A 15,912-nucleotide genomic window follows, 5' to 3' on the forward strand; every position below is an offset into this window, starting at 1 on the left:
CCCCCTTTGTTGATTTGCCGGCCGAATCTTAACTTCTGGCCAGACCCAATGCGGGGGGGTGATAAACAGGCTTAGGCTCCAAGGACGTTAAAAAGGCCCCCTGAAAATTTTCAGCTAAACAATACGGACACGGTTAAATCGTTTTTTCGTATTCGTTAAATATTTGAGGTTTTCCTGTGGCGTAATAGTTGACGGGGTCGTCTTGATCATTGACCACGGTGACATTGACCAGACAGCCCTCCTCAAGGCCCTGATCACCCGGCCGGGTGGCCATGGCAAGCTTCCACCCGTACCGCCAGGTGGTCACGTCGGAATCCAGTGGATTGTCCTCTTTGGGCGGAGAATAGCCCAAGATCAGCTCACCGTCTGTCATCTGCTCGAACCTGACCCGGAACCCCTTGGGTTTGACAATCCAGCCCTCGGCAATCTTTTTCATTCCTTTGGCAAGTTTCATCTTATGCGTCACCCTCCCCCATGGACATCTCCATGGCCATATCCATATCCAGGTTATCCATGGCCCGTCTGTGGGTTATATCCACCTGATGGTAGGCAAAATCAATACCCTCGGCATCAAAGCGAAGCTTTACCTTTTCAAGCATCTCGCATTTGGTCACCCAGTATTTTATGTTGTTCACCCAGCAGCGTCCTCCAATCTTTACCCCGTTGGACCCCAGTTCCAGCACATAAACCTGGGGATTGGGTTTGGCAAGTATCCTGGCATCCTCGATCATCAAGGCTTCAAGCACCCGTTTGGCCAGAGTCAGGTCCTGGTCATAGCGAATGGTCACATCCAGCTTTACCCGCCGTGTCCGGGTAAAATGGTAGTTGATCACAATATCGTTGAGAATCTGGCGGTTGGGAACAAAAAAAGTCTTGCCGTCAAAGGTCCGTAAACGGGTGTTCAATACGGTGGTGACTTCAACCTTGCCCAGAAGATTGCCTGCCTTGACCGTATTGCCCACCTTAAACGGCAGGGTGGGAATCAAAGGCCTGAAAATAACGATAATCCCAATGGCCGCCAGGACAACGATCATCATCAGGGCCACCAAAGGTCCCGGCTTAACGCCGATATTCATGGCCGAGGCAATGATGACCACCCCTAAAAGCAATACGCCTGTGCTGTTGGCCACAATGGAACCGACAGCAGCATTTTTAAAGACTTTGTCCATCAAAATTTTGATGGTTTTTATTGCCCATTTGGTGATAAAAAGCCCGATGATCAATATGATCAAGGCTGTTATCAACTCAAGGCCACGGTCCTGCATGAGCCTGCCCAGTTCCTGTAATCGTGTGACCTGATCTTCCATAACCTATCCTTCAAGTTTGAGTTCCACCCAAATCTGATACGAATCGTCTTTATGCCCCTATAACCAAAAACCAAGACCGGTGTCAAGAAAAAGTAAAAGGCCGGAAGATGTGGGCTTCCGGCCTTTGGAGGAAAAATCATAAAATGGAGAACATCCGATCATGACTTTATGAAAAAAATATTATTGGGTCAGCTCCTTGTGACTGTCAATGAGGTTGCCCACCACTTCAAGATCTGCCAGGGTGGAAATATCGCCAAGCTGATCAAACTCATCCGTGGCAATTTTCCTTAAAATCCGGCGCATGATCTTGCCCGAGCGGGTCTTGGGCAGGGCCGGGGCAAAATTAATGATATCCGGGGTGGCAATGGGCCCGATCTCCTGACGAACATGGGCCTTTAACCGGGCCAAAAGGTCATCCGAGGGCGCAGCACTCACCTTAAGGGTCACAAAGGCATAGATTCCCTGACCTTTGATGTCGTGGGGAAACCCGATCACTGCTGCCTCGGCCACCAGGGGGTGGCTGACCAGGGCTGATTCCACCTCGGCTGTGCCCATGCGGTGGCCGGAGACGTTGATCACATCATCCACCCGCCCTGTGATCCAGAAATATCCGTCTTCATCCCTGCGGCACCCGTCCCCGGCAAAATAATACCCGTCAAACATCTGGAAATACACCTTTTCAAACCGGTCATGGTTATTGTACACCGTGCGCATCTGGCCGGGCCAGGGTTCTTTTAAGGCCAGTATCCCGTCGCAGGCCCCCTCAAGCTCCTTGCCCGCTTCGTTGAGCAGCACCGGATTGACGCTGAAAAAGGGCAGGGTGGCACTGCCGGGTTTCTGGTCAATGGCGTAAGGCAAAGGCGAAATCATGATTCCGCCGGTCTCGGTCTGCCACCAGGTATCCACGATGGGGCAGTTCTCTTTGCCCACATATTTATGATACCAGCGCCAGGCTTCGGGATTGATGGGCTCGCCCACAGATCCTAAAAGACGCAGGGAGGACAGATCGTATTTTTCCACCCATTCTTCCCCCTGGGCCATGAGCGCCCTTATGGCCGTGGGTGCCGTATAAAACTGGTTGACCTTCCACTTGTCCACCGTGGCCCAGAACCGGCCCGGGTCCGGATAGGTGGGCACCCCTTCAAACATGAGGCTTGTGGCACCCTGGGAAAGGGGGCCGTAAACAATATAGGAATGGCCGGTGACCCAGCCGATATCAGCGGTGCACCAATAGATGTCCCCGTCATGGTAGTCAAAAATATATTTAAAGGTGGTGCCGGTATAGACCATATACCCGCCCACATTATGCTGAACCCCCTTGGGGGTGCCGGTGGACCCTGAGGTATACAGAATAAAAAGCGGATCTTCGGCATCCATCCATTCCACAGGACAGTCGGCAGACTGGGCATCGACAGCATCATGCCACCAGAGATCCCGGCCGGGACGCATTTCAACCTCTGAGTTGGTCCTCCGCACCACAAAACAGGTTTCCACTTCATGGCCCTGGGCCCGGCAATGGTCCAGGGCGGAATCTGCATTACCTTTCAAGTGAACGGCCTTGGCCCCGCGCATCACACCGTCCGTGGTGACCAGCACCTTGCAATAAGAGTCCATGATCCGATTGCCCAGGGCTTCGGAAGAAAATCCCCCAAACACAATGGAATGGATGGCACCGATCCGGGCGCAGGCCAGCATGGTCACGGCAAGTTCAGGAATCATGGGCATATAAATGGCCACCCGGTCCCCTTTGCCCACCCCTTTTGCCTTTAAGGCATTGGCAAATTGGCATACTTTTTCATGGAGCTGGCCATAGGAAATCGTAAGGTCCTCGCCCGGGTTATTTCCCTCCCAGATCAAAGCGGTCTGATCCCTCCGGGTTTCCAGATGGCGGTCCAGGCAGTTGTAAGTAATATTGGTTTTCCCGTTCTTAAACCATTCAATAAATACAGGGCCCTTGGAAATGGAATAATTATAATCCCTGACCTTGTCCCATTTTTTTTCCCAGTAAAACTGGTCTGCAATCTCAGCCCAGAATGTATCCGGGTCTTCAATGGAAGCCTTGTACATTTTTTCGTACTGGTCCATGGTTTTGATCCAGGCATTTTCGCGATGCTGATCTGGTGCATGAAATTTGAATTCGGTCATAAGCCTCTCCTCGTGGATATAGAACATTCAATGGGGAAAGGCCGGGCAGGCAATCAAAACGGCCCGGACAATCAGTTTTCTTCGCAAACAGGTTTACCGATAAAGCCGGTCTCTTCCCGGACTTCAGGGGCACGGGTCAAAAGCGCCAGCACTGCACCGGCAAGAAGCAGGCCTGCGGCCAGAATATAGGCCATCCTCGGACTGTGGGTATAGGCCACGATCATCTGACAAACCCTGGGGAAAACAAATCCCCCGATGCCCCAGGCTGAAAAGACAAGGCCGTAGTTGACCCCGAAATTTTTCAACCCGAAATAATCCTTGGTAGCCGAAGGAAACAAGGAAAGGTTGGTCCCGTAATTAAACCCGATAAAAGAGGCGGCCATCACCAGAAGGACCACCTGGCCCGGGGTAATAAATAAAAGGGAAAAAATGACAAAGGCCTGGAAAACCAGCATGATAAACAAGGTATTGGTCCGTCCGATTTTATCCGAAAGGATGCCGGCCACCACCCTGCCCCCGGCATTGCCCACGGCCATGAGGGCAACCACGACCCAGGCCATGGAGCCCATGCCGGACTTGGCCATGCCGGCCACCCCGCCGATGATCATGAGGCCTGCGCCCGAGGCCACACAAAAGATGATCCACAGCTTATAAAAAGAGGCGGTTTTCATCATTTCAGAAGGCGAATAGTCAATGCCTGGGGCTGTGCCAGGCGATGTGGCCGTGGCCCTGGCATGGGGATGAACATATCCCTGGGGCGGGTTGACAAGGAACTGGGCCAAAACAGAGACAATGACCAGAAAGGCAATGCCGAAAATCATCATGGACTGGCTCAGCCCGAATTGGTTGATCAAAAAGGTGCCCAAAGGGGCAATATAAACAGAGGCTATACCGAATCCGGCCACGACAATGCCTGCAATCATACCGGTTTTGGCCGGGGGAAACCACTTAATGGCCGGCGGGGTTGCAGAGGCATACCCAAACCCCAGGCCCAGGCCCATGAGCACCCCGAATCCCAGGATCCAGACAATCCAGGAAGTGGACAATGCAATGAGAATCAAGCCCGCACCGGTCAACACCCCTCCGATTACCGCGGTCACCTTAGGACTGGTTCTGTCCTGAACCCTTCCGGCAAATATCATGGCAAAGGCAAAGACCAGGCAGCAGACCGCGTACGGATCATTCAAAGAGGCCAGACTCCAGTTAAACACCCCGTCCCCTGCGGTAATGGACTCTTTGATGGACATTTTAAATATGGACCAGGCATACAAAATTCCCAGGGCCAGATTAATTCCCAACCCGGCAAATGTGACCCGCCATCCAAGATTTTTGATCTCTTTCATAATGCATCTCCTTTAGCTAAGCGCTGACCTGATTTTTGCCACATACTGATTCCCATTCATTTTTTATAAGGGCAATCAGCGTGCCTAAGGTGAAAATTTAATTTAATAGACTGATTTTAAAAGAAATTTATTAAAAACAGGAGATTTATATTTTCCATGGAAATTACAATAAAAGTTGTAAGTTTTAACGGACAGACCATCAGATATGGGGAAAAGAGAATCCTTTCCCGGATTTTACAATAAAAGTTGTGACGGATTTATCCCACGCTTGAAACCGCAAAATTATTTTTGTTCTTTGAGTTTTTGCAGCCGTTTGCTCAGGGCCTGCTGGGAGATGCCCAGAATTTTTGCGGCAGCAGACTGATTTCCCCCGCTCTTTTCCATGGCTTTTTCCACCAGATCGGCCGAGGCCTGTTTCAGGGTGGGTAAAGCGGCGGTTTTCCGGTCAGGTATGCCCGGCTTCGGATCATCCAGCCCCTTGAAAAGATCAGCTGAAATGGGACCTTTTTCATATCTTGACAGGGCATCATGGACCATGGATTTAAGCTCCCTGATATTCCCTTTAAAAGGATAGGTCTCCATGGTTTCGATGAGACGTTTGGGGATATCCGGAACGGGCTTGTCCAGGTCATTGGCGGCCTGGCAGACAAAACGGTCCAAAAGCAGGGGTAAATCCACCAGCCGTTCCCTGAGGGGAGGCAGGGTCAAGGTGTGGGTGGAAAGCCGGTAAATCAGGTCTTTTCTAAACACCTTTTTTTTCTCAAGGATCCAGAGGTCCTGGTTGGTCGAGGCGATTATTCTGACGTCTGAATGACGGATCTTGTCAGAGCCCAGTGCCATGTAATCCCCCTCCTGGAGCAGACGGAGAAGCTTGACCTGGGAGGAAAGTGCAAGGTCGCCGATCTCATCTAAAACCAGGGTTCCCCCGTTTGCCTGTTCGATCAGACCGGGCCGGGCCTTGTCTGCTCCGGTATAGGCCCCTGGCACATGGCCGAACAAGGTATCTGAAAACACATTGTCATCCAGTCCTGCCACATTCACCTTGACCAGCTTGCCCCTGCGCCCGCTCAAGGTATGGATGCACTGGCCGATAAGCTCCTTGCCCACCCCGGTCTCCCCAAATACCAGCACAGGCTTGGATGAAGGGGCAACAGCTTCCACATAATGAAAAATGGAATGCATCTGCTTGTCCTGGGTAATGATATGGGAAAAGGCTTTGGGATTTTTGATCTGGGCAAACAGGTCCTGGTGCAGGGGCTTGGTTTGATCTGTACGGGTTTCATTCCAGTCCAGGGCCTGGTTGACGGCCTTGAGCAGCCGATCCTGCTCAACCGGCTTGAGCAGATAATCCATGGCCCCGATTTTCATGCATTTGACTGCCGTATCCACCTCTATGGTTCCGGTGAGCACAATCACAGGAATCCTGGGCCAGGTTTTGCGGATGATTTTTAAAAGACGGCCCCCGTTGATATGAGGCATGTTCAAATCCAGGAGGATGAGGGCGGGAACCTGCCGTTCCATCTGACGAATCACATCCCTGGAATCACCAATGGTCGTGATATTGTCAAACCCTGCCATTCGCAGTGTGGTATCCACAGCCACCAGGATCTCTGGTTCATCATCAACAATGAATATGGGTCTGTCAAGGCCTGGGGTTTCCACAGCTTATCCTCCAAAGATGTTTTGAACCCGGTGCAAAAATACCTGCATATTGGTGTCATGCCTTGGGTATCTATAAATTATTTGGGGGTGCAGGGCAAGAAAATCCTGGCCAAAAAACCTTTGCCCTTTTCCGACTCAAATTCCAATATCCCCTGATGATCACTGACAATCTTTTCTGAAATAGAGAGCCCAAGTCCTGTCCCCCCCTCGTCCCTGCGGGTGGTAAAAAAAGGATCTTTGATCATTTTAAGATCTTCAGGCCCCACCCCGGGCCCGGTATCGCTGACCTGGATGATAATAAATGTCTTTTCCCGGTTTAAACAGGTTGATACGCTGATGGACTGGTCGTAATTTTCCAATGCCTGGCCTGCATTCACCAGCAGGTTGATGATCACCTGCTCTATTTTTTGAAAATCCCCTGTGACCATGGGCAGATTTTCTCCATAGGAGACAGAGATTTGCCGGGTTATTTTTTTTAACACCGTATGGGTCAAGTCCATGGATTTTTCAACCACCTGGTTAATATCAATTTTACCGTCCTTTTCCCGGGTTTCAGACGGCCTTGAAAAATCTTTAAGCTCGGAAATAATCCCTTTGATCCTTGTGGCCCCGTCCTCAATCGCTGCGAGCATCAATTCAATGCGGTGGCGCAAATCAGGATACTTCATATTGCAAACCCGGGCGTCCGGCGACAGTTCAAAATGCCGGTCCAGCACAGGTAAAAAGGATTTAAATGCCTTGGTCAGATTGGGGGCGTTGAGCATCAGCGAGGTGGCAGGATTGTTGATCTCATGTGCCACCCCGGCCACCAGGATGCCAAGGGATGTCATCTTATCGGCCTGGACAAGCTGTTTTTCCCTCAGCCTTGACTGGGCAAGGGCCGCAAGCCTTGCCCGTTTGGCCATGGCCCCGGCCCAGATAATATAGGCAGAGAGCAGCAAGACCACCCCCATGATCCCGAAACAGGCCAGGCTTAATTTTTGGGTCACCGCTGAAATCTCGGCCCGGACATCTTCCACATAAATCCCGGTGCCGATCACCCATCCCCAGGGCTCAAATCCTTTAACATAGGAAATTTTAGGCACGATCCGGTCTGAATTTTCCTGCCACTGCCAAAGATAATCCACAAACCCTGCCCCTGATTTTTCAACGGTTTTAACCATTTGTGCAAATAGTCTTTTCTCGGCAGGATCCTCAAATTCACCCACATGTTTCCCCACCAGGTCCGGTCTATAGGGATGCATGATCATCACAGGGGTATAATCATTGATCCAGAAATAATCTTTAAGATCCGGCCCGTACCGGAGGTGCTCAATATGGGCCATGGCCATTTTCCGGGCCTCTTCCATGGTCATCAGGCCCTGGTCGACCTGGTCATGGTAAAGGGCCAGACTGGACCAGGCGCTCTCGGTGAGATGAAGAATCCCCTCCCGCTTTCCATCCATCATATACTGATCCATCATGGGTATGATCAGCAGAAAAATGGTCAGAATAAACAGGCTGATGGTCAGGACCACCGGAATAATAATTCTTACGGGCAGGGCCTGCCAAGAGGAAAATTGAGAACGGGTATCAGACAAAAAAACCTTCCTTGATCTAGGGGGTGTTCTTGGATTCATATCTTGAGATCCCCCATTATGAAACGCTGGCAGATCCTTTAAACATATAAAATGTTTCTTTAAATATTGATAGTTTTTTTTCGCACAGGTAAGACAGGGTTGACCTGCCTGGGTGTTTTTATCCCCCTAAAAAAAGCATTGAATCCCAAACCGTTTCCAATATAGAATCAATTAAAAATATTCGTAAGATTCAAAGGGGCGAAAAATGAAACCCATCTTAACGTGCGCAGGGGTATTGGCGGCAGCGGCTGTGTTCTGCCTGTCCACAGAGTCTTTGGCCCGGGCAGGGGAAACCATCACCCTGAACAAGGCAAAGGGCGGCACCTATATGGTCATGGCCTATAATTGGGCCACCCGAACCTATTATTATCTCCATGGAAATATAGAGTCTGACAGCCAGAAAATAATGATCCCCCAGGGGTATGGGTCCACTATCAACCTGACAAAAGGCCGGGCAATCGGATCCCGTAATATGTACGAAAAAAACGACCCCGTGAACCCTGTTTTTGAACTCAAAAAAAAATCCAGCCGTGTTTTAAAAATAATGTATCAGGGCAAGGGGCATTCTATTATCCCCTCATCAAATCTAAACCCCATGATTCTGGGGGAGATGCCCGGTAAACCATTTAAACGGATGTCTCCTCCCTAAGCCCAAGGGAAAAAAGTGTTGTATCCCTTTTAAAACCCAGTCAGGAAAAAGACGGCCCCTCCAGGGCCAGGCCTGCCATTTCCACGTTGGTTCTCCAATCAGATGCGGAAAGCCCCCACTTACGGCAATCTTCCGGATCTGCATCCCGGTTAAAGGCCGCTTTCAGCCAGACCCCGTCCCGATTGTCATAGCAGAAGGCGGCAAAGGAATCATCCATGAGAAAGGTGGACGGAGAGGTGCTAGGATTCTGCCTCATCATCTCCCTGAGTTCATCAGCAGTTTTTGCAAACATAATTTACCTTTTGGCTGGTCGCCCGATATCCAATGGTTTCTGCAATATTGACCAGGCCACTTCGCATCCGCCCTGGTCACAAGAGACATAGATTATTTCGTCTGAAACAGTGACGGAAAGATCCATGGTCCGTTTCACAAGACCTGCCAAGGCCTGTATGCCCTTCCATTCAAATTGAAAAACCCCGGCGTTTAAGGTTCTGAATCGTTCAAGTTCCTTTGCCCACCAGGCATCTGACTTATAATTAAAAGAATAGACCCTGACCTCACGGGACCGCCGGGCTGCTTTTTTGATCCGGTCAAAAGACGGCTCCCCAATATCAATCCACAAAGAAATCTGGTCATCCAAGGTGCGCTCCCAGATATCAGGTTCTTCCACAGAGGAGAGGCCTTTGGTTAAACTTAAAGATTTTTCAGCATTCATGCAAAAGGCCAGAATCCTTGCCATCATGCGTTCCACCGTCTCCGAAGGATGCTGAGCAAGGGTCAGGTTCAAGGTATCATAATGATTGGCCTCAATATGGGCCAATGAAATTTTTGCCTTATAAATCCGTGGTTTTAATGCCACAAAACATCCTTTATCTTTATGTCGTTCCCAAACCATTGGGGTTAAAAACAAAGGACGAATAACCGAATACGCCCGGATCTGTCAACCCCTCTTTACAATCTTTTTACCGGCAACGTTCCAGGCGGAACTCTGGTGCAGGATCGTCCATCTGCCTTAAAATCTGCCCCAGGGCAGAGCGTAATGCTTCCTCGGGCACGGGATGGTAAAAGGGCATGGTCAAGGCCTGGGCCGCAGTCAGTTTCGCACCCACGGCCCAGGACAACAGATGGGCCATGTGTTCGCCAGCAGGTGCCATGAGCTCTGCCCCCAAAAGCCTGCCGTCCTTTTTATCAGCGTAAATCCGGGCAATGCCCGCAGCCTTGCCTAAAATCATCCGGGCCCGCCCCAGTTTCTCCCATGAGGCCCTGCCCGTCACAAATTGAATTTTCCGGGCGGTGAGAGCTTTGTGGGAAAGCCCTGCAATGGCGATATCCGGGGATGAAAAAGTGATGGTCAAAGGGATGCGTTTTTTAAAACAGGAAAATTGCTCGGCCGTAGCGTTATACCCGGCAACAATGCCATCATCCGCGGCTTCGTGGAGAATGGGCTTTTGCCCGTTGACATCTCCTGCCAGAAATACGGGCAGTCCCTTGATCTGAAGGGTGGTTGGATCAAATTCCGGCATTCCCCTGTCATCCAGTTCAACCCCGAGATTTCCCAGGCCAAGGCCCTGGATAGCAGGCCGACGTCCTGTGGCCAGCAAAATCCGGTCAACTGTCCATTCTCGATTTTCGCACCCCACAACAATTTTACCCCCCGACCTGCGGCGGATCTCGGCTGTACCCAGATGGATGGTCATTTCCTTTGAAAAATGGTCAAAGGCATAGGTCTGAAGGTCAGGGTCGGTAAGCCCGCCGCAGGTTTTACGCCGGGAAAAGGCAATGATCTCCACCCCCAGGCGGTGCAGGGCCTGGCCCAGTTCAATGCCAATGGGGCCCAGACCAAACACCGCCATTTTTTGGGGCAGATCCGGCAGTTCAAAAAACTGGTCCGTATCAATGATCATATCTTTGTAGGGCTGCCATTTTTCAGGGATCCACGGTTTTGAGCCTGTGGCAATGATGATGCGCCGGGCCCGGATTCTCTCGTCTCCCAGGTCCAGGGTATTGGGATCCACAAACCTGGCAGGTTTTCGGATCAGCTTGTCCATGAAGGTTGACATCTCATGGATAACGCCGCCGGCAAACTCGTCCCTGAGCGCACGCACCCTGGCCATGATCCGTGAGTAGTCAGGCCTCAGCCCCTTTGCCCCTGAAATGCCGTATTCATCAAAAAAAAGTCGTTTGTGAAAATCGTCTGCCACGGCAATCAGCGCCTTGGAGGGCATGCATCCCACCCGGGCGCAGGTGGTGCCCAAAGGGCCGTTGTCAATAATCAGGTAATTGTCGGTTTTCCGGGCGACAAACTCCTGGGCAGTCAAACCGGCAGTACCGGCACCGATAATGGCCACATCAACCTCTCTGGTCACCTCCGATTTTCGGGTCATGGCATTCTCCTTTAAGGGGCTACCTGTCTCATTGGAGCAGGCAGGTGCTCTGGGTTTATAAAACGATGATTGAACTGCCGACCGTATGCCTTGGCTATGGCGACTTCGGGATATCGCTCAAGGCTCTTGTCCGGCAAGCCCACAGTCTGAACCTGAATATTTTTCCCTGGCATGGGTTCTTCCCCATGCCAGGGAAAAACATCTCTGTTTCGTTAATTTTCCTTCCGGGCCTGAAAATAAAGCATCCCCCCATTTGTGGCATATCGGCTATAGACCATCCCATGGTGAGAACAGACCGCTTTAATTTTTTTTAAAAGTCAAAAAATGAAGGCCCCGTTTTTTTCGAATAAAATATTTTATTCCAACAGCCCGTTAAACAGAATTTCACTCATCAATTCAAAAATCTGGCGAACATCGACATTGCCCATGCCATTTTGTTGAGGGTGGAGGATTGCCGGTAGGGCCTGAAATGCATTGATTGCCGGCACCTGCCCGTCAATCAGCAGGGATGATATGCCATAGGTTGTTGACCAGAGGGTGTTGGCAATAATAAAGGGATCCAGCGGCTTGATCCGCCTGTCATCCTGACAGGCTTTCACAGCAAAAAGCAGCTCGTTAAACGCGGTTTCAGCAGCGCTGACAAGTTCCGGGGGCCTGTTGTTTTCCCGGATCTCGTTGCCGAACATCATCCGGTAGTGGACAGGATTTGAAACTGCAAATTCAACATAGGCAATACCAACATTCATAAGCCTTGTCACCGAATCATTATTACCTTGGATATTACTATTGTTTAACGCATGGGTTAATTTTTTATACCCTTGCTCGGCAATGGCAGATAAGAGTGCACTTTTATCTGTAAAATGCCGGTACGGAGCCGTTCTGGAAACGCCGATCCGTTGTCCAAGCCCCCGCATTGAGACTTTTTCAAGCCCGTGCTCCGATATGATATCAAGGGCGGTTTCAATGAGTTGTCTGCGCAGATCACCATGGTGATATTTTTTTTTGACTGCCAATATCCCTTCCTTTATCCAGGTCCTCTCTCTGTGTTCCGATTATAGTTAACATTTAATGTTGACACTGTCAATTTTCCCGGATATGTTGACAATGTCAACTTATTCAAACTGAAACGGCATCAACCCATGGGAGGTAAAAATGAAATTTGTCATATTAAACGGCAGCCCCAAGGGAGATACGGGCATTACACTTCAATATGTAAAATTCATACAAAAACACTATCCCCAATACGACTATGTTCATCATAATATTTCAACTAAAATCAAAACAATTGAGGGTAACAAGGACCTGTTTGAAAACATCATGTCGGATATAGGATCATCAGACGGAATCATCTGGGCCACACCGGTATATACCCTGTTCGTTCCTGCTCAGTATATGAGATTCATAGAGCTTGTCCATGAACAAAACAAAACCCATGTGTTTAAGGATAAATATGCGGCTGTGATCAGCACCTCTATCCACTTTTACGACCACACGGCCCACGGCTATATGAATGCCGTATGTGATGACCTTGGTATGAATTATGTGGATTTTTTTTCAGCCAAGATGGATGACATTCTAAACAATTCCCACAGGACCCGGCTTCTGATTTTTGCAAAATTCTTTTTTAATTCAACAAAAAATAAAATCACGCGACAGAAAAACTTTGAGCCTATAGAGAACGACACCTTTTGTTTTGTACCGGAAACAATCACCCATAAAACGAGTACCCAAAATAAAAAAATCGTCATTGTGACGGACGCAAAAGACCATGAGTCCAATATTGCAGGAATGATACAGCGGTTTTCAGAATCCTTTTCCGAAAAAATTGAGCTGCTGAACCTGTGGGACGTCAACATCAAAGGCGGATGTACCGGCTGCATCAAATGCGAGTATGACAATCAATGCATGTACACAGACAGTTTTTCCAAATTTTACCGGTCAAAGGTTTTACCGGCTGATATTGTCGTCTTTGCAACCGAGCTGGTCCATAGAAATTTTTCTTTTAAATTCAAAGAATTTTTTGACCGGCGTTTTTTTATGAACCATGCCCCTGAATTTAAGGGCAAGCAGGTTGCCTGACTTGTTTCAGGCCCCATCAGCCAGATGGCCTACATCTACGATTTTTTCCAAGGATCCGTTCAATGGCAAAATGCCAACGTCGCTGGAATCGTTCGGGATGACAAATCAAACTCCCATGACCTTAACCAAAATATTCAACACTTGGCTGAAGCAGTCCTCTTTTATTCTGAGGCAGGGTATTGCAGCCCCCAGACATTTTTAGGAGTTGGAGGGGCTAAAATATTCCGGGATGATATCTGGGGAAACCTCAGGTTTGTATTCCAGGCCGATTACCGGTACTACAAAAAAAACAACTTGTTTGATTTTCCCCATAAAAAATATAAAACCAGAATATTTAATTCAATACTAAGGCTGTTGACTAAAATCCCCCGAATCAGGCATGAATTTTATAAAAAAATCAAGACTGAACAATACAAGCCCCATAAAAAAATAGTGGAAAAATATTAGCTCCAAGGATACAAATTGTCATTCTTGGGGCGAACCGATTTGACTTCATCTGCAGCGTTGCAAACCCTTGGCCGTAACCTAACTAGGGTTTCACGGGATAGCGCCTTGCAGCGAAAGCAAAATCGATTGGTGAAATATGCGCCTTAGATAACACTCAAGATGGAGCCTTGCTGGTTTTCCCCCAGGCCAAAAATATAGTGTCAATCAAAAACAGGCCGGGGCAATACCCCTGCCCGCTCGGCAATTTCAGGCACCCGGTGCTCCCATTCAATGGCCATCATGTGGACCCCTGCAACCCCTTTCATCTCCTTAAATTCCTCCACCTGTTCCAGGGCAAATTTAATCCCCTCTTCTGCCTGGTCCCGTTTGTCCACCCCTTTGAGGCGGTTGATCAGATCATCGGGGATATCCATGCCCGGAACAAATTTTTTCATAAAATTGGCCATGCCTGCATTTTTCATGGGCGTGACCCCGGCCAGGATGTGACATTTTTTGTCCAGACCCATCTCTGTGACCGTTTTCATAAAATCCCTGAACTTGTCCATGTTGAAAATACACTGGGTCTGGACGAAGTCGGCACCGGCCGCTATCTTGGTGGCCAAACGATGGGGCCTGAATTCATAAGGATCTGCAAAGGGGTTGCAGGCCGCGCCCACAAACATTTTAGGAGGGGTGTCAATCTCTTCGTCATTCATGAATTTGCCTTCATCCCTCATCTTTTTAACCAGGGCAATGAGCTGCATGGAATCAATATCATGGACATTCTTGGCTTCGGGATGGTTGCCGAATGTCTGGTGATCCCCGGAAAGGCAGAGCATATTCCGGATCCCAAGGGCATGGGCCCCGAGGATATCCGCCATCATGGCCAGACGGTTTCTGTCCCGGCAGACCATCTGAAAGTTGGGCTCCAGGCCTTCGTCAACCAGAAGTTTGGACGCGGCAAGGGAGGACATGCGCACCACTGCGGTCTGGTTATCCGTCAAATTAACACAGTCCACATTTCCTTTGAGATATTGAAATTTTTCCTTAAGGTGGGCCACATTGGCACCCTTTGGAGGGCCGCATTCTCCGGTAAAGGCAAAGTGCCCTGCTTTCAGCACTTTTTCAAGGTTGCTTCCTGATTTGAATTCACCCATATTGTCCTCCTTATATGTTTCCTTGAACCAGTTCTTCCCGGATACTCCGGCGGGGGCCCCCGTGCCTTGCAGTGCGCCAGCTTTTAAAGGGCTTGACTTGCACAAGGTCGTCCAATTGCCCGGCAGCCATCTTTTTTTTAACAATGGTATCCCAGATGCATTCAGTCTCCTTGTTCACCTCGCAGATCCCGTTGGCGGATCCCCCGCAGGGACCGTGGAGAAGGCTTTTGGCGCACCTGGCAACAGGACAGAGCCCGCCGAACAAATGGATGCCGCAGGTACCGCACCCGGCGCAGCGTTCCTCCCACACCCCGTGCTGGGTGGCCCCCCCGAAAAAGGTGGTATTTACGGCAGGAAAAAACTGCTGCTCTGAATACATTTCCGATAAAAACTGGGGTCCGACCCCGCAGGCCATGGAGACCACGGCATCGTACTGGTTCACCCCTTCTCCCAGCTGGGATACGTATTCCCTGTCGCATTGGCGCTCGAGCATTTGTTCATCAATTTCCAGGGGAACCCCTGTTTTTTTCCTTGCGATCTTCAGAGTGGCGGCCAGGATCTCAACCTCTTTGAGCCCGCCCACATTACAGACCGTGACACAGCCCTTGCACCCCAGTACAAGCACTTTTTTGCAGTCCTGAACCATATTAAGGATCTCTTTAACGGGTTTACGATCAGCAACTATCATGGGTCACCTTCCATTATTGGGTCCGAAAACCGACCTTGCCTGCCAGGCGCCTGGCCGGGCCCGGAAAATTAATAATTTACGGCCCGCAATGGGCCGTCACCGGTGTGGGTCCGAGCACCTTGACCTGCTCGACCATTTCATTGGCAATCTCGGCAAATCTTGCCCCCTGGGCAGAAGAAAGATTGTACATCTGAACCCGTTCCGGTTCTATGCCCAAATCCCGGAGGGTCTGTCGTACATAGGCCACCTTTTTTTTTGCCTTGAAATTGCCCTCCCGATAATGACATTCCCCTTCAAGGCAGCCGGCCACATAGACTCCGTCCGCCCCGTCCTCAATGGCGTTGAGCAGATGAAGAATATCCACCCGTCCTGTACACGGCACCTGGATCACTTTAATGTCCGCAGGATAGGAAAGCCTCATGGAACCTGCCAGGTCCCCTGCTGCATACGCTC

The 15,912-nt window shown here is 49.8% G+C and carries 15 protein-coding genes; 2 read left to right on the forward strand and 13 right to left on the reverse strand.

Annotation, left to right across the window (positions count from 1 at the left end):
- Positions 1-133 precede the first annotated feature (133 nt).
- From HUN05_21665 to HUN05_21690, 6 genes are all read right to left on the reverse strand, one after another.
- A complete protein-coding gene (locus tag HUN05_21665) occupies positions 134-454 on the reverse strand; it encodes a hypothetical protein (GenBank protein WDP87409.1) in 321 nt (106 codons plus the stop codon).
- Between the two features lies 1 nt (position 455).
- On the reverse strand, positions 456-1,307 hold the full coding sequence (locus HUN05_21670) for a mechanosensitive ion channel family protein (protein WDP87410.1): 852 nt from the start codon (positions 1,305-1,307) through the stop codon (positions 456-458).
- Between the two features lie 180 nt (positions 1,308-1,487).
- Positions 1,488-3,452, reverse strand: coding sequence for an acetate--CoA ligase (acs, locus tag HUN05_21675; GenBank protein ID WDP87411.1), 1,965 nt, complete (start codon positions 3,450-3,452; stop codon positions 1,488-1,490).
- A gap of 71 nt (positions 3,453-3,523) precedes the next feature.
- The gene (locus HUN05_21680; GenBank protein WDP87412.1) at positions 3,524-4,795 is read right to left on the reverse strand and encodes an OFA family MFS transporter; all 1,272 of its coding nucleotides are present in this window, start codon (positions 4,793-4,795) and stop codon (positions 3,524-3,526) included.
- Between the two features lie 282 nt (positions 4,796-5,077).
- Positions 5,078-6,457: a sigma-54-dependent Fis family transcriptional regulator gene (locus tag HUN05_21685; protein WDP87413.1), complete on the reverse strand. Its 1,380-nt coding sequence runs from the start codon at positions 6,455-6,457 to the stop codon at positions 5,078-5,080.
- A gap of 77 nt (positions 6,458-6,534) precedes the next feature.
- Positions 6,535-8,076, reverse strand: coding sequence for a cache domain-containing protein (locus tag HUN05_21690; GenBank protein WDP87414.1), 1,542 nt, complete (start codon positions 8,074-8,076; stop codon positions 6,535-6,537).
- Positions 8,077-8,281: 205 nt separating this feature from the next.
- On the opposite strand from HUN05_21690, the gene HUN05_21695 reads away from it, so the two are divergent.
- Positions 8,282-8,725, forward strand: a complete 444-nt coding sequence (locus HUN05_21695) for a hypothetical protein (protein ID WDP87415.1) — start codon at positions 8,282-8,284, stop codon at positions 8,723-8,725.
- Between the two features lie 40 nt (positions 8,726-8,765).
- Here the strand turns inward: HUN05_21695 and HUN05_21700 are convergent, their stop codons facing one another.
- From HUN05_21700 to HUN05_21715, 4 genes are all read right to left on the reverse strand, one after another.
- Complete coding sequence (locus HUN05_21700) at positions 8,766-9,017, reverse strand: hypothetical protein (GenBank protein ID WDP87416.1); 252 nt, start codon at positions 9,015-9,017, stop codon at positions 8,766-8,768.
- A gap of 3 nt (positions 9,018-9,020) precedes the next feature.
- Positions 9,021-9,584, reverse strand: a complete 564-nt coding sequence (locus tag HUN05_21705; GenBank protein ID WDP87417.1) for a YaeQ family protein — start codon at positions 9,582-9,584, stop codon at positions 9,021-9,023.
- A gap of 103 nt (positions 9,585-9,687) precedes the next feature.
- Entirely contained in the window at positions 9,688-11,091 is a 1,404-nt protein-coding gene (locus HUN05_21710) for a dihydrolipoyl dehydrogenase (GenBank protein ID WDP88184.1), read from the reverse strand.
- A 374-nt stretch (positions 11,092-11,465) separates the two neighbouring features.
- A complete protein-coding gene (locus HUN05_21715) occupies positions 11,466-12,122 on the reverse strand; it encodes a TetR/AcrR family transcriptional regulator (GenBank protein WDP87418.1) in 657 nt (218 codons plus the stop codon).
- A 139-nt stretch (positions 12,123-12,261) separates the two neighbouring features.
- Here HUN05_21715 and HUN05_21720 point away from each other — a divergent pair, with 139 nt between their 5' ends.
- On the forward strand, positions 12,262-13,188 hold the full coding sequence (locus HUN05_21720) for an NAD(P)H-dependent oxidoreductase (protein ID WDP87419.1): 927 nt from the start codon (positions 12,262-12,264) through the stop codon (positions 13,186-13,188).
- Between the two features lie 647 nt (positions 13,189-13,835).
- Here HUN05_21720 and HUN05_21725 read toward each other — a convergent pair.
- The 3 genes from HUN05_21725 to HUN05_21735 form a co-directional block, all read right to left on the reverse strand.
- On the reverse strand, positions 13,836-14,771 hold the full coding sequence (locus HUN05_21725) for a methylenetetrahydrofolate reductase (GenBank protein WDP87420.1): 936 nt from the start codon (positions 14,769-14,771) through the stop codon (positions 13,836-13,838).
- A 10-nt stretch (positions 14,772-14,781) separates the two neighbouring features.
- A complete protein-coding gene (locus HUN05_21730; protein WDP87421.1) occupies positions 14,782-15,459 on the reverse strand; it encodes a methylenetetrahydrofolate reductase C-terminal domain-containing protein in 678 nt (225 codons plus the stop codon).
- A 76-nt stretch (positions 15,460-15,535) separates the two neighbouring features.
- Positions 15,536-15,880: a hydrogenase iron-sulfur subunit gene (locus tag HUN05_21735; protein ID WDP87422.1), complete on the reverse strand. Its 345-nt coding sequence runs from the start codon at positions 15,878-15,880 to the stop codon at positions 15,536-15,538.
- Between the last annotated feature and the right edge of the window lie 32 nt (positions 15,881-15,912).

Source organism: Desulfobacter sp., from assembly GCA_028768545.1.
Classification (GTDB): domain Bacteria; phylum Desulfobacterota; class Desulfobacteria; order Desulfobacterales; family Desulfobacteraceae; genus Desulfobacter.